General features: G+C 36.5%; 19 protein-coding genes and 1 pseudogene. 18 read left to right on the top strand and 2 right to left on the bottom strand.

What is annotated here, in order from left to right; genetic code table 11:
- Positions 1–2: 2 nt before the first annotated feature.
- The 5 genes from V192_RS22540 to V192_RS0102570 all read left to right on the top strand — a co-directional run bounded on the left by V192_RS22540 (position 3) and on the right by V192_RS0102570 (position 4037).
- Entirely contained in the window at positions 3–965 is a 963-nt protein-coding gene (locus V192_RS22540; RefSeq protein ID WP_275574520.1) for a DAK2 domain-containing protein, read from the top strand.
- On the top strand, positions 962–1810 hold the full coding sequence (locus tag V192_RS22545) for a DegV family protein (protein WP_275574521.1): 849 nt from the start codon (positions 962–964) through the stop codon (positions 1808–1810). Before V192_RS22540 ends, V192_RS22545 begins: the two co-directional genes overlap by 4 nt.
- Before the next feature lies 1 nt (position 1811).
- Positions 1812–2585 (top strand): DUF1295 domain-containing protein, encoded by a 774-nt coding sequence (locus V192_RS0102560; RefSeq protein WP_025868812.1) that lies wholly within the window; start codon positions 1812–1814, stop codon positions 2583–2585.
- A 13-nt stretch (positions 2586–2598) separates the two neighbouring features.
- Positions 2599–3405, top strand: coding sequence for a hypothetical protein (locus V192_RS0102565; protein WP_025868813.1), 807 nt, complete (start codon positions 2599–2601; stop codon positions 3403–3405).
- Between the two features lie 62 nt (positions 3406–3467).
- Positions 3468–4037, top strand: coding sequence for a TetR/AcrR family transcriptional regulator (locus V192_RS0102570; RefSeq protein WP_025868814.1), 570 nt, complete (start codon positions 3468–3470; stop codon positions 4035–4037).
- Between the two features lie 46 nt (positions 4038–4083).
- On the opposite strand, the gene yidC is transcribed toward V192_RS0102570, so the two are convergent.
- Positions 4084–5013 (bottom strand): membrane protein insertase YidC, encoded by a 930-nt coding sequence (gene yidC / locus V192_RS0102575; protein WP_025868815.1) that lies wholly within the window; start codon positions 5011–5013, stop codon positions 4084–4086.
- A gap of 119 nt (positions 5014–5132) precedes the next feature.
- On the bottom strand, positions 5133–5408 hold the full coding sequence (locus V192_RS0102580) for an acylphosphatase (RefSeq protein WP_025868816.1): 276 nt from the start codon (positions 5406–5408) through the stop codon (positions 5133–5135).
- A gap of 119 nt (positions 5409–5527) precedes the next feature.
- On the opposite strand from V192_RS0102580, the gene V192_RS0102585 reads away from it, so the two are divergent.
- From V192_RS0102585 to V192_RS0102645, 13 genes and pseudogenes are all read left to right on the top strand, one after another.
- Positions 5528–6301, top strand: coding sequence for a TrmH family RNA methyltransferase (locus tag V192_RS0102585; protein WP_025868817.1), 774 nt, complete (start codon positions 5528–5530; stop codon positions 6299–6301).
- Between the two features lie 282 nt (positions 6302–6583).
- Positions 6584–7372 carry a 30S ribosomal protein S2 gene (gene rpsB / locus V192_RS0102590; protein ID WP_025868818.1) on the top strand — a complete coding sequence of 263 codons (789 nt, stop codon included), beginning with the start codon at positions 6584–6586 and terminating at the stop codon, positions 7370–7372.
- 347 nt (positions 7373–7719) lie between these two features.
- A complete protein-coding gene (gene tsf / locus V192_RS0102595) occupies positions 7720–8601 on the top strand; it encodes a translation elongation factor Ts (RefSeq protein WP_025868819.1) in 882 nt (293 codons plus the stop codon).
- Positions 8602–8735: 134 nt separating this feature from the next.
- On the top strand, positions 8736–9458 hold the full coding sequence (gene pyrH / locus V192_RS0102600) for a UMP kinase (RefSeq protein WP_010761216.1): 723 nt from the start codon (positions 8736–8738) through the stop codon (positions 9456–9458).
- 4 nt (positions 9459–9462) lie between these two features.
- On the top strand, positions 9463–10020 hold the full coding sequence (gene frr / locus V192_RS0102605) for a ribosome recycling factor (protein WP_025868820.1): 558 nt from the start codon (positions 9463–9465) through the stop codon (positions 10018–10020).
- A gap of 229 nt (positions 10021–10249) precedes the next feature.
- Positions 10250–11718 (top strand): annotated as a pseudogene (locus V192_RS19080) (ABC transporter permease).
- Positions 11719–11730: 12 nt separating this feature from the next.
- A complete protein-coding gene (locus tag V192_RS0102615; RefSeq protein WP_025868821.1) occupies positions 11731–12405 on the top strand; it encodes an ABC transporter ATP-binding protein in 675 nt (224 codons plus the stop codon).
- Positions 12398–13981: a PASTA domain-containing protein gene (locus V192_RS0102620; RefSeq protein ID WP_025868822.1), complete on the top strand. Its 1584-nt coding sequence runs from the start codon at positions 12398–12400 to the stop codon at positions 13979–13981. Before V192_RS0102615 ends, V192_RS0102620 begins: the two co-directional genes overlap by 8 nt.
- A 262-nt stretch (positions 13982–14243) precedes the next feature.
- Positions 14244–15047, top strand: a complete 804-nt coding sequence (locus V192_RS0102625; protein WP_025868823.1) for an isoprenyl transferase — start codon at positions 14244–14246, stop codon at positions 15045–15047.
- A complete protein-coding gene (locus V192_RS0102630) occupies positions 15044–15844 on the top strand; it encodes a phosphatidate cytidylyltransferase (protein WP_025868824.1) in 801 nt (266 codons plus the stop codon). Before V192_RS0102625 ends, V192_RS0102630 begins: the two co-directional genes overlap by 4 nt.
- A 58-nt stretch (positions 15845–15902) precedes the next feature.
- Positions 15903–17063 (top strand): 1-deoxy-D-xylulose-5-phosphate reductoisomerase, encoded by a 1161-nt coding sequence (locus V192_RS0102635; RefSeq protein WP_025868825.1) that lies wholly within the window; start codon positions 15903–15905, stop codon positions 17061–17063.
- Positions 17060–18328, top strand: coding sequence for an RIP metalloprotease RseP (rseP, locus tag V192_RS0102640; protein ID WP_025868826.1), 1269 nt, complete (start codon positions 17060–17062; stop codon positions 18326–18328). The genes V192_RS0102635 and rseP overlap by 4 nt, the downstream gene beginning before the upstream one ends.
- A gap of 72 nt (positions 18329–18400) precedes the next feature.
- A complete protein-coding gene (locus V192_RS0102645) occupies positions 18401–20113 on the top strand; it encodes a proline--tRNA ligase (protein WP_025868827.1) in 1713 nt (570 codons plus the stop codon).
- Positions 20114–20175: the final 62 nt, after the last annotated feature.

The raw sequence follows: 20175 nt of genomic DNA on the forward strand, positions 1-20175 counted from the left end.
GTATGAGCAGTCAGTCTATCGACTATCAAAAATTGTTATTTGCTTTCCAACAAGGAGCAGTTCAATTAATAAATGAGAAACAAGAATTGAATCAAATCAATGTTTTTCCAGTATCAGATGGGGATACTGGCAGCAATTTAGCTTCATTGATGCAAACGATTCTTGAAAAAACAAAAGATGAGTCAAGTTCTGTCGTTGAGGTTCTTGAAAAAGTTGCTGATGCATCATTAATCGGGGCTAGGGGGAATTCAGGCATTATTTTTGCTCAATATTTTAACGGTATTTATAACAATCTATTGATTCAAGAAGAAAAAGATTCTGTTACAAGCTTTGTTAAAAGTCTGAAATTGGCAACTAGAGAAGCCTATCAGGCTATTAGTAATCCAGTTGAAGGAACGATCATCACTGTTATTCGAACGTGGGCAGAGGCACTTAATGAAGGAAAGCAAGTGCATGGTTTAGAACGACTATTACCAAAAGCACTAACTGAAGCAGAGCAAGCGCTAAAACAGACAACAAAGCAATTGAAGATTTTACAAAGACATCAAGTAGTCGATGCAGGGGCAAAAGGGTTTTATATCTTCATAAAAGGATTTACACAAGCATTTGTCAATAAACAAACAGCTGCTAAAACAATGATCGACTATGATGACTCAATCAAAATAGACGTTTCTAAATCCTTGCACTCGAATACTTTAGAACCTAAATACAGGTATTGTACCGAAGTTTTATTAGAAGAAGTGACACAGACCAAAGAAGAAATTCAAGAAAAATTAAGCCCATATGGCGATTCATTGATCGTTGCTATGAATCGTAAGAAAGCTAGAATTCATATCCATTCCAATCAGCCAGAACAAGTGTTGCGTTACTTAAGTCAGATCGGCCAACCTATTCAGCAAAAAGCAGATGATATGTTATTACAATATCGAGTGAATACAGATAAAAAAACACCGATTGCTTGGTGACAGATTCAATCGCTGATTTACCAGCTGAATATGTGTTGAATAACCAAATCCATGTATTGCCAATGAACATCTTGATTGGCAATACTAGCTATATCGATAAAATAACCATTCAGAGTCAACAGTTTTTCGAACTGAATAAAAACCAAAATGAAAGAGCAACTAGCGCTCAACCAACATTAAAAACCATAGAGAATCTTTTTTCATTTTTAGAAACAAAGTATGAAGCAATACTAGTTATCACAGTTGCTGGAAAATTGAGCGGAACATTTCATACAGTTAGGGAAGTAGCCAAACGAATGGCATCATCCAGCACAAAAATCAAAGTGATTGACTCCAAACAAAATTCTGCTGCTCAAGGTTTGCTCGTAATGAGAGCGAATGAATGGATTCAATCTGGTTTACCATTTGATCAATTAGTGCAACGAGTGGAAAAAGAACGGACTCAGTTTAAAATCCTCGTTAGCGTAGATTGCTTAGATCCAATGATCGATTCTGGTAGAATACCTCAATCTTTAGGCAAAATAGCTAAAATGGTTCATTTGAAACCGATTGTTAGCTTAAATGAAGAAGGAGAAGGAAAGCTAAGTGATTTTGCATTTAGTTTGGAAAAAAATGAAAGAAAGGTATTTCGGCAATTGAAAAAACTAAAAGAAAAAAATAAAATAAAACGCTATGCAATCATTCATGCGAATGCTGAAGAAAGAGCATGGCACTGGCAAAGTAAGTTGATAGAACAGTTTGGCTTTCAGCCAAGCTATCTGATGGATATTTCGACAGTAATCGCGATGAGCGCTGGGCAAGGCAGCGTGGCTGTAGCAGTTGAAATAGAAGAAAGTGGGGATTAGTATGAGCATTTGGATCATTAGTGGGGTCATTTTTGTTTATTTTACGTTGTTATTCTTCCTAGCTCAATATCTGCATAACAATTCTATTGTGGATTTAGCTTGGGGAATCGGCTTTGTTCTTGTAGCCGTTACTGGTTATTTGATCATGCCGGAGAAGACGACAGTCAGCACAATTATTCTTGTGCTAGTGACCATATGGGGAGTGCGCCTATTTCTCCATTTGGCTAAACGAAATATCGGAAAGCCGGAAGATTATCGGTATGTGAACATGAGAAAACGTTGGGGGAATCACTTGGCAAGGCTAAAGGCATATCTAAATGTATTTGTTTTACAAGGTGTCCTTTTATTAATTGTATCAATGCCGATTCTGCTGGTTATGACACGTCCAGTAAATGACTTTTATTGGTGGAATGGATTAGGCGTTGTGGTTTGGATTGTAGGATTTGGTTATGAAACAGTTGGTGATTACGAGTTAACGAAATTTAAACAAATAAGTAGCAATCAAGGAAAACTTTTGACAACCGGTTTGTGGTCTACGACAAGACACCCGAATTATTTTGGCGAAGCACTCAGTTGGTGGGGGATTTTTCTCATAAGTTTGAATGACACACGAAATATTTGGGGAATTATCGGGCCAGTAGTAATTACCTTATTACTGTTATTTGTATCAGGTGTCCCTCTATTAGAAAAGAAATACAAGGACCGCCCAGATTTTGTTGCTTATGCAAATAAAACGCCAAAATTTGTTCCATTTATTGGAAAAAAAGGACTGTAAAGGAGGAATTATAATGAATAAAAAAGAATTTCTAGCCTCAAAATGGCTCGTGACCATCACTTATTTTATAATGATTGCTACGAATGCAGCAGCAATTTTATTGCCTTTAAACGGGATGACAACACAAGAAGTCTCTGATACGTATCCCAATTTATTCGCTCCAGCAGGATTGACCTTTGCGATTTGGTCAGTAATTTATTTGTTATTGGCTGGATTTGTGGTGTATCAATGGTTTCGACCAACGATTCAATCTATTTTAGCAAAGCCTAAAGTTAGTGTTAAATTGAGGAACATGTTTATTCTTTCCTCTATATTAAATAGTGTCTGGCTCTTAGCATGGCAATATCTTCAAATTGATCTGTCTGTAGTAATCATGTTGGCGTTGCTGCTTGTGTTGATCTATGTAAATCGTATTTTGGCAAATGCAGTACTGACTAAAAAAGACTACCTTTTTGTGAGATTACCTTTTAGTATTTACTTTGGTTGGATCACAATTGCTACGATTGCCAACATCACTGCCTTTTTTGTTGATAAGAATCTAGCTTTTCTTCAAAATAATCAAGTCGTTTGGACAGTGATTATTTTGATTATTGGAGTAATAATCATTAGTGCAACGATCCTTCGTAATCGAGATATCGCTTATGGTCTAGCAACATTGTGGGCTTATTATGGGATTTTGAATAAGCATCAAGCAACGGATGGCTGGGATAAAGCCTATCCAATCATCATCACTACGGTCATGATTAGCTTAACTATTTTAGGGGTTGTCTGCATTTATGAACTCGTTTTATTATTTAAAAAGAAAAAGAGTGTTATCTAGTATATGTTTCTTTGCCGGCTTCTGTTAAAATGGGAATGAAATCAACTATAGGTGGCTAAGGTATGGATAAAGAAACGAACAATACAAGAGCGAAAATCATTCAAGTTGCAACACGATTATTTATGGATAATGGTTATCAAAGCACGTCCACTAGGCAAATCGCTCAGTTAGCAGAAGTGACTCAACCTAATCTGTATCACCATTTTAGAAATAAAGAGGAAGTTTATGTTGGTGTTATTGAAAATCTACTCGGAGATGTAAATGAAGAGTTAGTGGAAATTGTCGAAAATCAAACGCTTGATACGATCAATAAATTACAGAAATTTGCTGAATGTCTAAAAACAAAACATCCGTTTGATTTTGATTTAATGATGCATGATTTTAGAACTAAGTTGACAAAAGAGACGCAGCTTAAACTATTTTCATTATGGAATCAATCCTATAAAAAACCTTTATTAGATCTTTTTGAAAACAGTGACTTTGCTATTCGTACAGGTTTGTCAGCAGAAATTGCAACAACGCATTTTCTAAATACGTTATCTCCTTATATCAAAACTGCGCAAAGCAGCTCAGCGCTAAGCATTGCTCAAGTTGTGGATCTCTTTGTTTTTGGGGTTTCAGAAAATAAATAAAACCAGAACCAATGCAGTTAATCCTTTGCACTGGTTCTGGTTTTATTTATTTTCTGTTTTGTTTTCCAGCATTTCTACCTGTTTTAGAAATATTTTGTTGAGATGCTGTCTTTTGAACTGTTTTTTCTTGTGTTGGTGTTACATCTTTACGAGGTGTAACCACTTGTTTTGGTGGATTTTGTTTTAATTCTTCTGCTACTTGAGCTTTGATTCTTGGTTTTAAGAATTGATTTGTGATCAATGTTTGGATACTACTAAAGATTCCGCCGACTACCCAGTATAACGTGACACCAGCTGGAGAGCTGATTGACATGAATACGATCATTAATGGTGACACGATCAACATTGATTTCATTGTTTTCTTTTGTTCTTCTGGAATACCGATAGTTGAAAGGTATCCTTGAAGTAAGTAGGCAACACCTGCTAAGACAACGAATACGATACTTGGTTGACCTAGATTAACACCAAAGAATGATGCATCGCCGATTCCTTTTGTATAACGAGCGGCAAAGAATAAGGCAGAGAAGATTGGCATTTGGATTAATAAAGGTAAACAACCGATACCGCCCATCATGCTCATGTTGTTTTCTTTGTAAACTTGCTGCATTTCTGCTTGGGCTTGCATTTGTTCTTCACGAGTCGTTGCTTCTTTAACTTTCGCTTGAGCAGCATCGATTTGCGGTTTGATTGCTTGCATTTTTTCTGTTTGGATCATGCTTTTTTTCGATTGATTTAAGCCTAATGGCATGATGATCAGTCGAACGATGATTGTGATAAAAATGATTGCCCAGCCATAGTTCCAATCAAAATTATCAACAAGGTATGTAATGGCACTACTCATTGGTTTTACTAAAAAATTATAGATGATTCCTTCACCAGTTGGTTGACCATCAGATCCTGTTTTCACACATCCAGATAAAAATAGGACTAGAGCGAATAGACCGGAACTCAGTAGCCACTTATTTAATTTTCTCATTTTATTCTTTCCTTTTCTAAAAAATTTGCACAAGACTAACTATACTTGAAAACGCGTTTTTTTTCAATAAAAATAAGAAGAATCCGCCTCAAGACGGAGGGAGATTCTTCTTATTTGAATTAATTTGTAACTTTGAAGCTAGTATATTCTTCCATAAGTGGATCTTCTTGTATATCAACATATGTGACGCGACCTGCTGGACTGGGAGAATCTTTGATTTTTTGAATAAATTGCTTCATTGCCTCATCATCGCCTAAAGACTCGATTGAGACTGATCCATCATCTTCATTTCGCACAGTACCGTAAATGTTCAATTCATCAGCTACCATTTTAGTCATGTAGCGGAAGCCAACGCCTTGAACTCTTCCTTGTACATTCATCCGTACTTTTCTCATAGCTGTACACCTCGCTCTTTGTTAAATCAATGATAGCGATTTTTTAAGCGTATGGCAAGTGAAATAGTGACTGTTTGATTGAAAAAAATCATGGTATAATAGTCAAGTGAGGTGTAATAATGAAAGAAATTTTATCGACAAAGAATGCAACAATCAAAGAATTTAAAAAATTACATAAAAAAAAATATCGAGAAGAAAAGCAACAATATATAATCGAAGGGTTTCATTTGATTGAAGAAGCTGCTAAAGCGGGCACCGATATTGATTGGATTCTTTTTAATCAGCGTGGGAAGGCAGAGTGGTCTGATTGGTTAGGACAACAGCCTGGTGAGTGTTTGATTTATGTTTCTGATGAAGTGCTTGTGTCCTTATCAGAGCTACCAACACCGCAAGGGATGCTAGCGATTGTAAAGATGCCTGATGATGAGAAAAAAATCAGTTTTTCAGGCGGCTGGCTACTTTTAGATAATGTACAAGACCCTGGAAATGTCGGAACGATGATTCGAACGGCAGATGCTGCTGGACTTTCTGGTGTGATACTTGGTGAAGGCAGTTCAGATATTTATAGTACTAAAGTCTTGCGAGCGATGCAAGGAAGTAATTATCATCTACCAGTCGTACGAAAACCATTAGAAGAAGTTATTGACGGATTCAAGGAAGCCAAGGTTCCCGTTTATGGCACAGAATTAAATCCAGATGCTATTTCTTATCGAGAAATAACCAATAGTCAAAATTATGCTTTGATAATGGGAAATGAAGGCCAAGGTGTTGCGCCTGAATTTTTAGAAAAAACGGATAAAAACCTATATATTCCAATTAAAGGTGCGGCTGAATCTTTAAATGTCGCAATTGCGGCGGGCATTTTAATGTACCATTTAGAAAATAATAATTAATTAAAAAAATTTCAAGAGATTCATGACCAAAACAATAGAAATGCTCAATCACTAAATTATCAAGTTATTTCGGAACACGATGAATAAGCAAACAAAAGATAACAAAAAAAGTAGTTAATTGTGTTGAAATCTTTTAAATAATATTGTATACTAGACAACGGTGTGAAAACACTAAATCCACATCCGGCTTCGATTTGTAAGGCGGTGCTACTTTTAGTAGTTCCTTACAAAAATGAGAACTGGAGAGGGAACAAATAAAAACCAAATTGGAGGAAACAACCCATGGCAGTAATTTCTATGAAACAATTACTAGAAGCCGGCGTACACTTTGGACACCAAACTCGTCGCTGGAACCCAAAAATGAAGAAATACATCTTCACAGAAAGAAACGGAATCTACATCATTGACTTACAAAAAACAGTTAAATTAGTAGATGCTGCTTACGATTACATGAAAAATGTTGCTGAAGATGGCGGCGTTGCATTATTCGTAGGAACTAAAAAACAAGCACAAGAAGCGATTAAAGACGAAGCGATTCGTTCAGGTCAATACTTTGTTAATCACCGTTGGTTAGGTGGAACTTTAACTAACTGGGATACTATCCAAAAACGTATCAAACGTTTGAAAGATATCAATAAAATGGAAGAAGACGGAACATTCGAAGTTCTTCCTAAAAAAGAAGTTGTTGGTTTAAACAAACAACGTGAACGTCTTGAAAAATTCTTAGGTGGTATCCAAGATATGCCTAGAATTCCAGATGTAATGTACATCGTTGATCCTCGTAAAGAACGTATCGCTGTTCAAGAAGCTCAAAAATTGAACATCCCAATCGTTGCGATGGTTGATACTAACTGTGATCCAGATGAAATCGATGTAGTAATCCCATCAAATGATGATGCGATTCGTGCGGTTAAATTGATCACTGCTAAAATGGCTGACGCTTTCATCGAAGGAAACCAAGGTGAAGATCAAGCTGTAGAAGAAATCTTTGTTGAAGAAGCACCAGAAGCTGCAACTTCAATCGAAGAAATCGTTGATGTTGTTGAAGGCACAAACGATTCAGCAGAATAATTTAAAATAACGGAGCTGTCTCGAAGGCTAGGCGAAAAAAGCCTGATTCTCCTTTGAGATAGCTTTTTTAAAACGAATTTTAAAATTATCTAGCTTCGTGGGCTAGCTTCTCGGAAAAAAGATAAAATATACCTGTGACAAAAAGCGTCACAAATATATTTTCCTGTTTTTCAGTCGAAGCTGGACGAGCCCATTACGCTTTTAAAATTATCTAGCTTCGTAGGCTAGCCTTTCGGAAAAAAGATAAAACGTGATTGTGGCAAAAAAGCACCACACTCAAGTTTTCCTATTTTTCAATCAAGGCAGAATGAGCCTACTACGCTTTTAAAACTTAGGAGGAACAAAAAATGGCAGATATTTCAGCAAAATTAGTTAAAGAACTACGCGACATGACTGGTGTCGGTATGATGGACGCAAAAAGAGCGTTAGTAGAAGTAGAAGGTAATATGGATGCAGCTGTTGATTACCTACGTGAAAAAGGAATGGCTAAAGCCGCTAAGAAAAATGACCGTGTTGCAGCTGAAGGTTTAGCGAACGTTGCTTCAAATGGTAACTTTGCAGCAATCGTTGAAGTAAACTCAGAAACTGACTTCGTTTCTAAAAACGAAATGTTCCAAGATTTAGTTAAAAAAATCGCAACTGAAATTGCTACTAATAAACCAGCAAACATGGAAGAAGCTTTAGCTCTTAAAACAGATAAAGGTACTTTAGAAACTGAACTGATTGAAGCGACAACTGTTATCGGTGAAAAAATCAGCTTCCGTCGTTTTGAATTAGTAGAAAAAGATGACAATGCTGCATTTGGTGCTTATTTACACATGGGCGGACGCATTGCAGTATTAACTGTATTAGAAGGAACAACTGACGAAGAAGTTGCCAAAGACGTAGCAATGCACGTTGCTGCTATCAACCCTCGTTATGTGAACGAATCACAAATTCCTCAAGAAGAATTAGAGCACGAAAAAGCAATTCTTTCTGAACAAGCATTAAACGAAGGAAAACCAGCAAATATCGTTGATAAAATGGTTGTTGGTCGTCTAAACAAATTTAAAGCTGAAATTTCATTAGTAGATCAACCATTCGTTAAAGATCCTGATATGACAGTTGAAAAATATGTTGCATCTAAAGGCGCAACAGTTAAATCATTCATCCGCTTTGAAGTTGGCGAAGGAATCGAAAAACGTGAAGATAACTTTGCAGACGAAGTAATGAGCCAAATCAAAAAATAAATCTGTTACGTTTGTAGCAGTTGGGAACGCATTGAGATGCGCTCCCTTTTTTAGGCAAATCAAAAGAAATAGACTGGCAGAATGCCTAGAGTATGTTAAAATGTTCTTAGACAAATGGTGGAGGGAAAACAAAAATGGTAAAACCTAAATATCAACGTGTTGTATTAAAGTTAAGTGGCGAAGCTTTGGCCGGAGAAGAAGGGTTTGGAATTAAACCTCCAACAATCAAAGAGATCGTAGAAGAGATCAAAGAGGTTCATGAATTAGGAATCGAAATGGCAATTGTTGTTGGCGGCGGAAATATCTGGCGTGGACAAATCGGTGCTCAAATGGGTATGGAACGCGCGCAAGCAGACTACATGGGAATGTTAGCCACTGTAATGAACGCTTTAGCCTTACAAGATACATTGGAAAATCTAGGGGTTCCAACACGTGTTCAAACATCTATCGAAATGCGTCAAATCGCAGAACCATATATTCGTCGTCGTGCAGAACGTCATTTAGAAAAAGGACGTATCGTTATCTTTGCTGGTGGTACAGGAAATCCATATTTCTCAACAGATACAACTGCTGCTTTACGTGCGGCAGAAATCGATGCAGATGTGATTTTAATGGCTAAGAACAATGTTGATGGCGTCTACTCTGCAGATCCTAAATTGGATGCAAATGCAGTTAAATTTGAAGAATTAACACATTTAGATGTCATTTCAAAAGGATTACAAGTAATGGATTCAACAGCAAGCTCACTAAGTATGGATAATGATATTCCATTAGTGGTTTTCAATTTAAACGAAACAGGTAATATCCGCCGTGCATGTCTAGGTGAAAATATTGGAACAACCGTAAGGGGGAAATAAAAAAATGAGTGGAACTGTATTAGCAACCGCAAAAGAAAAAATGAGCAAAGCAGAACAAAGTTTACAACGTGAGCTTGGTCAAATTCGTGCAGGACGCGCTAACGCAAGTCTTTTAGACCGAATCCAAGTAGATTATTACGGTGCAATGACACCTGTGAACCAACTTGCTGGAATCAACATTCCAGAAGCACGCGTATTAATGATTACGCCATTTGACAAAAATTCACTTGAAGATATCGAAAAAGCAATTCAAGCGAGCGATATTGGAATCAGCCCAACAAATGATGGAACTGTGATTCGCTTAGTGATTCCACAATTAACGGAAGAACGTCGTAAAGAATTAGCAAAAGATGTAAAAAAAGCAGCTGAAAATGCAAAAATCGCTGTTCGTAACATTCGTCGTGATGCAATCGATGAATTGAAAAAACAACAAAAAAGCAATGACATCACTGAAGATGAGTTACGTAGCTTGGAAAAAGAAGCTCAAAAGTTAACAGATGATAGTGTGAAAAATATCGATACTATTACTTCAGAAAAAGAAAAAGAATTGTTAGAAGTTTAATTCATTCAATTAAAAAGACAAGAAATCTCACTGGATGTTGGTGTGATTTCCTGTCTTTTTTGTTTTTTTAAAGATAATTGTTATTTTAATGGTATATAAAAAGTGATTATAAAATTATAATCTATAGAAATTGTAAGTTTAAACGAGAGTACTAAAAAACAACTTGTTAAACTGCAATTGTTATGGAATAATGGAATCAGCTATATTTTTTTTAAAGGGAGATGAGAAAATGAATTTTATGAAGCGTGCGTTGTGCAGTGTGACTAGAAAAAAAGGGAAATCACTCATTTTATTTGCAGTGATATTTGTATTGGGAAATGTTATTGCTGGGTCAATTGCAATCCAACAGTCTACCCAAAATGTTGAAAAAAGTGTCAAAAAACAACTGGGTGGTTTGGCTACGATTCAATTGGATTATGAAAATAACCAAGAAGAATTTGCTAAAGAAGATTTAAAAATCGAACCACTTAAGGTTGATTTGATGAAAAAATAGGGCAGTCTTCCTATGTAAAATATTATGATTATAATGCTGGAACGATGGTGCAAACAAAAGATCTAAAAAGCGCTACATTAGATTCAGATCAATCTGGTGCAATGATGGAAGGACTTAGCTTGAAAGGGTCAAACTATCATAAAATTTTAGATGTTGAAGAAAACAGAATAAAAATTGTTGAAGGAAAAGTTTTCACTCAAGAAGACATCGATAATGGAAAAAATGTTGGGCTGATTTCTTCAAAAGTTGCAGAAGAAAATGGATTATCTGTTGGCGACCAAATGGTTATGGATAGTCGTGGCTATGACTACAGTGATGAAGGTGGTCAAAAAGAAATATTTAAAATAGATATACCAATCCAAATCATCGGGATTTTTGAACCAACGACTGTCGAGATGAAAGATAAAGAAGAGAAAAAAGAGAAAAAAGAGCAAGATATGAATCAGCAATACATGTCATTGCAGCAGATTAATACAGTTTATGTACCGAACAAAACAGTCTTGGAGATCAATAAAGACTATTTAGAGAAATTAAAAAAGGTTGACCCAGAAAGTCCGTTTATATCAGATGATGATGAGGGAGAATATTACACACCTGTTTACGTACTAAATAATCCAGATGATGTAGAGGCCTTTAAGCAAGAGACACAACCACTTTTACCAAAATTATATACAGTAAATGCCTCAACGGATCAATACGAGCAAATTGGCGGCAGTATGAAAAAAATGTCTCAAATTTCAGGCTATGTTGTTTTGATTGCAGTCATTGCAACGTTGCTGATTATTTCATTAGTCGTATTATTATTTATGCGTGATCGTAAACACGAGCTAGGCATCTATCTATCTTTAGGTGATAAGCGTAGCCACGTTATGGGACAAATTATTATAGAAATGCTGATCATCAGTGGAATTGCTTTGATTCTTTCATTGATCACAGGGAATTTCTTAGGGAAAATGGTCTCAGAATCTTTATTGAATAGTGATATTTTAAGTAGTACGAATGATCAAATGAATATGTTTATAGGCCTTGATGGGTTAGGTTCGACTGAACTTACAACTGACGATATTATGAATGCTTACGAAGTGAAATTTTCATTAGGATATATCATCACGTATTTAGTTGTTGGATTAGGTACGGTATTATTGGCAGCAATTTTACCATTGTTGTATATTGTTCGCTTAAATCCAAAGAAAATCATGATGTAGGGGGGATGGAAAATGGCGATTCTAGAAACAAAAAATCTTAGTTATTTTTATCAAGATGGCGATCAGCGTCGGTTCATTTTAAAAGATACCAATGTTTCATTTGAGCAAGGGAAATTTTATAGTATTTTAGGACAATCAGGTTCTGGAAAAACAACATTTCTTTCATTGATCAGTGCATTAGACACGCCTAAGGAAGGGCAAGTGTTATTAAATGGAAAAGATATTAAATCAATCGGCTATGAAAAATATCGTCGTGATGCTATTAGTATTATTTTTCAGAGTTATAATTTAGTCCCTTACCTAACAGCTGTGGAAAATGTCTTGGTGGCCATGTCGATTACGGACAATGAATTGCCGCCGAATCAGAAAGAAGTCGCGTATAATCTTTTGGATTATATTGGTATCACAAGTGAAAAAGCAGATCGATTAGTGAATCAGCTTTCTGGTGGTGAGCAGCAGCGTGTTGCGATTGCTAGAGCCTTAGCTACGAATGTAGATATCATTTTAGCAGATGAACCAACGGGGAATTTAGATGAAGGAATGGAACAGGAGATTGTAGATATTTTTCAAAATCTTGCTAAAGTTCATAATAAGTGTGTGATTGTCGTGACGCACTCGAATGACATTGCAGATCAATCTGACGAGACCTATTACCTGAAAAAAGGTGTGTTAAACAAATATGAGTGATTTTTTATCAAATTTCAGCGGAGAAAATTATAATAAAACCCGCCAGAAAAAAAACGAATTAAAAGATAAAGCGATAGAGCAGGAACAAAAAAAGAAAACAAGGTCAGAAAAAGCACCAATAGATAAGAATGAAGTGATTGAAGAACCAAAGGAAATCAGTTCAGAGGTTTTAGTTGGACCGCAAAATAATCCAGAAAATGCCCAAAAAAACACGACTCAAAATGAAGCGAATCTTGAGACTGCTGTTAAAGCAGAGCATCCCGAAGAAATGATCTATACGAAAAAACGAACAAAAAAGAAAAAGTACGAACCTAAAAAAGAATCAGCCAAACCTTCGGCGCCAGTAGCAGTAGAGCGATCCAGAAATCCAGAAGAAGTGATTGAAACTGATCCAACATATAGAAATAAGAAAATCAGAAAATATATCTATATCGGCTTAGGCAGTTTGATAGTTGTGTCCTTGTTGTATTTTGGGTATTATCAAATGACTCATGTACAAGTACCCGATTTTGAAGGAAAGGAATTATCTGAAGTTCGTGAGTGGACTGCTGAAAATGGGGTGAAACTTCAAGTAGAGCAAAAATATGATTTTGATAAAGAAGCCAACTTGATCATTCATCAGACGGTTAAAAACAAAAAGATCCAGAAAGGTAAGGAGTTAACGGTAGATGCTAGTTTAGGAGCAGATCCGGAAGAAGCGGTGGCTCTACCTGACTTTAAACCGATGAAACTCAAAGATGCCAAAAGCTGGATCAGTGAACACAAGGCAGACAATCTAGCAATCATCGAAGAATATAGTGATAAGGTACCAGCAGGAGACTATCTGAAATTTGAAATAACGAATAAAGACGTCAAACTTGAAGCGTATAAACGCAAAGACAAGGCTAAACTGTATTTTTCTAAAGGAAAAGAAGTTTTTGAAAAGGACATTTCAATGCCTGATTTTGATGGTAAAACCAAAGAAGAAGCAACAGAATGGGCTAAGAAAAATGATATTACATTAAAGGTTGATGAAGCAGATTCGGATACTGTCGAAAATGGCAAAGTAATTTCCCAAAGCATTGGAAAAGACACGAAAGTTGCTAAAAAAGATACCATGTCAATTACTGTTTCGACAGGCAAAGCATTAGTAGTGCCAGATTTTTCACAATTTACTGCAGAAGAAGCTGAATCAAAAGCAAATGGTTTACAAGTCCAAGTGAAACAACTATTTAACGATGAAGTCCCATACGGTAGATTTATCAGTCAATCTGTGGAAATCGGTAAAAAGTTTACTGAAAAAGATGTGAAACCAGTGATCCAAGTGGTTTATTCATTCGGAAAGCCGTATATGAAAGATTTACGTGATAATACGTTAGAAGGTGATCTTCAAAAGATTTTTTATGAAGAATATCAATCAAAAGGTGCTAATATCACCTATCAAGTTTATTATGTGGATTCTACTGTGACAAAAGGAACAGTCGTTAAGATGAGTAACTATAATGAATTTATCCCGATCAATTCGGTTATCCAAATTGGCGTAAGTAAGGGGAATTTGAAGCCCGAAGAAAATAAGCCTGCTGATAAAGTAGAATAATCAAATGACTAAGATGATTCAGAGTGGCACTTAAGTTTAGAAAGTGAGGCAAAACGCTGTTTACGTTTTGCTTCACTCTTTTTTTGATTGTTATGGTTGAAAAATTGTTGAAGTGAGCGTTGGATTGACAAAAAAAGCTGAAAATTAAAGTAATTCCGCCATAAAATTATTAAATAATGTCGAAAGTTTTTCATTTGCATAGGCTTTTCTGAAAGATATTGCTATAATAGTCTAGATAGATTTTTTGAATGGAGGGGAAAATATGTTACGTTTTTTTCCACAAAAGAATAAATACATACAAAAAGAGAGTTCATTTACCTTTGATAGCGAAGGCGCAATTCCTAAACATGTTGCGGTAATTATGGATGGTAACGGACGATGGGCGCAAAATCGTCGGCTGCCAAGAATTGCTGGACATAAAGAGGGAATGAATACAGTAAAGAAAATCACGAAACACGCTAGTAAATTAGGCATCAAAGTCCTAACCTTATATGCATTTTCTACTGAAAACTGGAAACGTCCAACCGATGAGGTCAGCTTTTTGATGCAACTGCCAGTTGATTTTTTTGATACATTTGTACCAGAGTTGATCAAAGAAAATGTAAAGGTGCATGTGATGGGCTACAAGGAATATTTACCAGCTCACACCCAAGATGCAGTGGAAAGAGCCATTGAACAAACCAGAAATAATACTGGCATGGTGTTAAATTTTGCATTGAATTATGGGTCAAGAGCAGAGATTATCACAGCTGTCAAAGAAATTGCTGAAAAAGCGGCTAACAGTGAGCTTTCACCAGCAGATATTACGGATGAAACGATTGCAGATCATTTGATGACAGGTTTTTTGGCTGAGGAGTTAAGAGACCCAGAATTATTGATTCGTACCAGTGGTGAAGAACGCATCAGCAACTTTTTGTTATGGCAGATTGCGTATAGTGAATTGTTTTTTACGGATGCCTTATGGCCTGATTTTAATGATGAATTATTAGAACATGCTTTAGCGTCCTTTCAAAATAGGAATCGTCGTTTTGGCGGTTTAAAAGAAACTAAGGAGGAAGATAAATGAGACAGCGTGTTATTACAGCAGCCGTAGCCTTGGTTGTTTTTATACCGATTATTTGGTATGGCGGTTTTGTGATCGAGTTAGCAGCAGCGGTGCTAGCTGTAGTCGGGGTTTACGAACTATTTAGAATGAAGGGGCTAGAAATTGCCAGTTTTGAAGGTGTCCTTTCAGCATTAGGAGCAGTTTTTCTTGTTTTACCAAAAGATCGTTGGTTTTTCTTTTTACCAGAAAAAGCTGATAATTTTATTTTATTTTATTTAACCGTGATGGTATTACTAGGTGGATTAGTTGCTTCTAAAAATATGTATACTATCTCTCAAGCAGGGTTCCCTGTTATTACAAGTTTATATGTCGGTGTCGGTTTTCAAAACTTTGTAAGTGCTAGAGATGCTGGTTTTGTTGTACTGCTTTATGCATTATTTGTTGTTTGGGCAACCGATATTGGTGCATATTTTGTTGGGAAACGATTTGGTAAAAGAAAATTATGGCCAGAAGTATCACCTAACAAAACAATCGAAGGTTCATTAGGCGGTATTCTTTGTGCAGTTGTTGTGGCACTCTTATTTTTATTATTGACGCCAAATAAAGAGTTATTCATATATAATTTACCGATCATGTTAGTGATCACTGTAATTTTTTCAATCGTAGGACAATTTGGTGATTTAGTGGAATCATCGATCAAACGACATTATGATGTAAAAGATTCCGGAACTATTTTGCCAGGACACGGCGGCATATTAGATCGTTTTGACAGCTTACTTTTTGTTTTTCCAATCATGCATTTATTCGGACTATTTTAATTTCTAAACAAGAAGGGAAGGTGAAAAACTCTGAATGTTCAGGGTTTTTCTTTTTAATATGAAAAAAATCGCATTATTAGGAGCTACAGGCTCGATTGGAACAAATACAGTGGATGTAGTCATGGCTTATCCTGAACTCTTTCAAATTGTTTCACTAACATTTCATTCAAACCTTGAAAAAGGAGTAGAACTGATTGAACAATTGAAACCACAGTTCGTTGGTGTTGGTTCTCAGGAAATGAAAAGCGATTTGAGCAGTCGTTTTCCAGAAGTTGAGTTTGGTGTAGGTGAAAGAGGACTTGTAAAAGCCGCTACACTTGAAGCGGTTGATGTTGTATTGACGGCCGTTACAGGAAGTGTGGGGCTAAACCCGACGATGGCAGCGATTGAGGCGGGAAAAGATATTGCTTTAGCAAATAAGGAAACGTTGGTCATGGCAGGTCAATGGATCATGGCAGCCGCTTTAAAGAATGGCGTAACTATATTGCCAGTCGACAGTGAACACTCAGCAATTTTTCAATGTTTACAAGGACAAAAAGCGGGCAATTTAAAAAATTTAGTGATTACAGCATCTGGTGGTAGTTTTAGAGATTGGACCCGTGAAGAGCTGGAATCTGTTACTTTAGAGCAAGCACTGAAACATCCAAATTGGTCAATGGGAAAAAAAATCACGATAGATTCTTCAACAATGATGAATAAAGGGTTAGAAGTTATTGAAGCCCATTGGTTATTTGGGACAGACTATGATAAAATAAAAGTTGTTTTACATAAAGAAAGCATTGTTCATTCAATGATCGTTTTAAAAGACGGTGCGTATTTAGCACAATTAGGTCCAAGCGACATGCGAGAGCCAATTCAATATGCATTGACGTATCCCACTCGTTTACCAATCAAAAATGAAAAAAAATTTGATTTGACGCAAATCGGCCAATTAAATTTCGAACCGATGGATTTTGACCGTTTTCCAATGTTAGCCTTGGCTTTTAATGTCGGGAAAAAAGGCGGCGCCTATCCGACCGTGTATAATGCGGCAAATGAAATTGCGGCGAACTCATTTATTGAAGGGGAAATTTCGTATTTACAAATTGAACAGCTTGTTCAAAGAGCAGTGGATAACTACAATGAAACGACAGAAGTCACATTATCAGATGTGATTGAAATCGATAAGCAAACAAGAACTATCGTAGAAAGATGGATAAAGGAAGAAGGTCAGTTATGAAAACAATCATTACATTTATTATCGTCTTTGGGATTCTTGTCTTAGTACATGAATTTGGCCATTTTTTCTTCGCAAAGCGTTCAGGCATCTTAGTGCGTGAATTTGCGATTGGAATGGGACCAAAGATTTTTGCTCATCAAGGAAAAGACGGGACGGCTTATACAATTCGGATTCTACCTATCGGTGGCTATGTACGTATGGCAGGACAAGGGGAAGAAGACACTGAGTTGCCACCTGGCATGACGTTGTCTATTGAGCTAAATGAACAAGAAGAAGTCATAAAAATCAATACCAGTAAAAAAGTCCAGCTCACTAACAGTATTCCAATGGAAATGTTGGAAGCGGATCTTGAAAAAGAGTTATTTATAAAAGGCTATGTCAATGGTGATGAATCAGAAGAAATCATGTACAAAGTAAATCATGATGCAACGATCATTGAACAAGACGGAACAGAAGTTAGAATTGCACCAATTGATGTCCAATTCCAATCCGCTAAGTTGTGGCAGCGGATGTTGACGAATTTTGCTGGTCCGATGAATAACTTTATTCTGGCTTTTATACTGTTTACAGTATATGTCTTCATGCAAGGTGGAGTGACGTATACGAATACCAATTTGATTGGCGAAGTCCAAGCGAATAGCCCAGCAGCCAAAGCTAACTTAAAAGCAGAGGATAAAATTTTGTCAATTGATGGAGAATCTGTTTCTGATTGGAACGATGTTACAACGATCATTCAAGCTAGTCCAGGGAAAGAATTAAATTTACTGGTCGAATCAAATGGCAAAACGCGAGAGGTCGATATAACACCTAAAAGAGAGAAATCTGGGAAACAGGAAATCGGTTTGATTGGAATCGGTCCTCCTATGAAAACTGGATTATCAGACAAACTGCTGGGTGGCTTTCAAGCAACTATAGACAATTCTATGCAGATTTTTAAAGCTCTTAAATCATTATTTACTGGATTTAGTTTAGACAAATTGGGTGGTCCGGTAATGATGTTCCAAATGTCTTCTGAGGCTTCAAAAGCAGGATTGAATACAGTGATTTGGTTGATGGCTATGTTGTCGGTCAATCTTGGTATTATCAACTTATTACCGATTCCAGCTTTAGATGGTGGTAAAATCGTGTTGAATATTTTTGAAGGACTTAGAGGAAAACCTTTAAGTCAAGAAAAAGAAGGCATACTAACACTTATTGGTTTTGGGTTTATCATGTTATTGATGGTGTTAGTGACATGGAATGATATTCAACGTTTTTTCTTTTAAATAACTAATTGGATTTTATGACGAATCACTTGAGGAGTTTCAACACATTCGTTTAAACAAAGGAGAGTTCTAATGAAACAGTCAAAAATGCTAATCCCAACTTTACGTGAGGTGCCTAATGACGCTGAAGTCTTGAGCCATCAAATGTTACTTAGAGCAGGGTATATCCGTCAAGTATCAGCGGGAATTTACTCGTATTTACCACTAGCAAATCGAGTACTTGAGAAACTTAAAAAAATCATGCGAGAAGAATTCGATAAGATCGATGCTATTGAGATGTTGATGCCAGCACTACTGCCAGCAGAATTATGGAAGGAATCTGGACGTTATGAAACATATGGTCCAAACCTTTATCGGTTAAAAGATCGTAATGAGCGTGATTATATCCTTGGGCCAACGCATGAAGAAACATTTACAGAATTGATTCGTGATGAGATAAACTCATATAAACGTTTACCTTTGAATCTTTATCAAATCCAAACAAAATACCGTGATGAAAAACGACCACGTTTTGGTTTATTAAGAGGCCGGGAGTTCATCATGAAAGATGGCTATTCTTTCCATGCAGATGAAGAAAGTCTGGATCAATCATACCGTGATTATGAAAAAGCTTATTCAGCTATTTTTGAACGTTGCGGATTGGATTTTCGTGCGATTATTGGTGACGGTGGCGCTATGGGCGGTAAAGATTCTAAAGAGTTTATGGCGATTTCAGATATCGGTGAAGATACGATTTGTTTCTCTACAGATGGAGATTATGCTGCAAACTTAGAAATGGCTACTAGCTTATATACACCGAAAAAATCACATGAAACACAATTGGAAATTGAAAAAGTAGCAACACCAGATGTTAGCTCAATCGAGCAAGTTGCGGCATTTTTCAATGTTGAACCACAACGCATTATCAAATCAGTTTTATTTATGGCAGATGAGGAGCCTGTGTTAGTTTTAGTTCGTGGTGATCACGAAGTGAATGATGTCAAGCTGAAAAACTTCTTAGGTGTTGATTTCTTAGAAGAAGCAACAGATGAAGATGCGCGTAAGTATTTAGGAGCTGATTTTGGTTCAGTTGGTCCAGTTGAACTATCAGAAGACGTGAAATTATTCGCAGATCTTCATGTCCAAGACTTAGCAAATGCAATTACTGGAGCGAATGAAACAGGCTACCATTTAAGCAATGTTAATCCAGGTCGTGATTTCACGCCAATTAGCTATGAAGATTTACGTTTTGTCCAAGAAGGTGACCCTTCTCCTGACGGAAATGGTGTTTTAGAGTTTACTAAAGGGATCGAAATCGGGCATATCTTTAAACTTGGAACGCGTTATAGTGAAGCAATGGGCGCAACGGTTTTAGATGAAAACGGCAGAGAAAAACATGTGATCATGGGTTGTTACGGAATCGGTGTCAGTCGTTTGCTTTCAGCGATCGTTGAACAAAATATCGATGAAAATGGGATTAATTGGCCAGCTGGTATTTCACCATTTGATTTACATGTCGTTCAAATGAACATAAAAGATGAATATCAAACAAACTTAGCACAAGAAGTGGAAGCAATGATGTCTACAGCAGGTTATGAAGTCTTAGTTGATGATCGTAATGAACGAGCGGGCGTGAAATTTGCGGATGCTGACTTGATTGGTTGTCCAATCCGTATCACAGTTGGGAAAAAGGCAGTTGATGGTGTCGTTGAAGTAAAAATCAAACGAACTGGCGAAATGGTTGAGGTTCGTAAAGAAGAACTTGAAAGTACATTATCTATCTTATTGAACGCAGATAAAGAATAAATCTAAAATGTTTACGGAATCGATCCTTAATTTGATTCCGTAAATATTTTTTTAAGTTATCT

The organism is Enterococcus crotali, assembly GCF_000633635.1.
Classification (GTDB): Bacteria; Bacillota; Bacilli; order Lactobacillales; family Enterococcaceae; genus Enterococcus_L; species Enterococcus_L crotali.

Bases quoted from the DNA above. Each gene is read 5' to 3' on its own strand.
- V192_RS0102585 (WP_025868817.1), top strand. From the start codon at position 5,528: ATGAAAGAAATTTTATCGACAAAGAATGCAACAATCAAAGAATTTAAA.
- V192_RS0102565 (WP_025868813.1), top strand. From the start codon at position 2,599: ATGAATAAAAAAGAATTTCTAGCCTCAAAATGGCTCGTGACCATCACT.
- V192_RS0102570 (WP_025868814.1), top strand. From the start codon at position 3,468: ATGGATAAAGAAACGAACAATACAAGAGCGAAAATCATTCAAGTTGCA.
- rpsB (WP_025868818.1), top strand. From the start codon at position 6,584: ATGGCAGTAATTTCTATGAAACAATTACTAGAAGCCGGCGTACACTTT.
- V192_RS0102630 (WP_025868824.1), top strand. From the start codon at position 15,044: ATGAGACAGCGTGTTATTACAGCAGCCGTAGCCTTGGTTGTTTTTATA.
- V192_RS0102560 (WP_025868812.1), top strand. From the start codon at position 1,812: ATGAGCATTTGGATCATTAGTGGGGTCATTTTTGTTTATTTTACGTTG.
- frr (WP_025868820.1), top strand. From the start codon at position 9,463: ATGAGTGGAACTGTATTAGCAACCGCAAAAGAAAAAATGAGCAAAGCA.
- V192_RS0102620 (WP_025868822.1), top strand. From the start codon at position 12,398: ATGAGTGATTTTTTATCAAATTTCAGCGGAGAAAATTATAATAAAACC.
- tsf (WP_025868819.1), top strand. From the start codon at position 7,720: ATGGCAGATATTTCAGCAAAATTAGTTAAAGAACTACGCGACATGACT.
- V192_RS0102645 (WP_025868827.1), top strand. From the start codon at position 18,401: ATGAAACAGTCAAAAATGCTAATCCCAACTTTACGTGAGGTGCCTAAT.
- yidC (WP_025868815.1), bottom strand. From the start codon at position 5,013: ATGAGAAAATTAAATAAGTGGCTACTGAGTTCCGGTCTATTCGCTCTA.
- V192_RS0102625 (WP_025868823.1), top strand. From the start codon at position 14,244: ATGTTACGTTTTTTTCCACAAAAGAATAAATACATACAAAAAGAGAGT.
- V192_RS0102580 (WP_025868816.1), bottom strand. From the start codon at position 5,408: ATGAGAAAAGTACGGATGAATGTACAAGGAAGAGTTCAAGGCGTTGGC.
- pyrH (WP_010761216.1), top strand. From the start codon at position 8,736: ATGGTAAAACCTAAATATCAACGTGTTGTATTAAAGTTAAGTGGCGAA.
- rseP (WP_025868826.1), top strand. From the start codon at position 17,060: ATGAAAACAATCATTACATTTATTATCGTCTTTGGGATTCTTGTCTTA.
- V192_RS0102635 (WP_025868825.1), top strand. From the start codon at position 15,903: ATGAAAAAAATCGCATTATTAGGAGCTACAGGCTCGATTGGAACAAAT.
- V192_RS0102615 (WP_025868821.1), top strand. From the start codon at position 11,731: ATGGCGATTCTAGAAACAAAAAATCTTAGTTATTTTTATCAAGATGGC.
- V192_RS22540 (WP_275574520.1), top strand. From the start codon at position 3: ATGAGCAGTCAGTCTATCGACTATCAAAAATTGTTATTTGCTTTCCAA.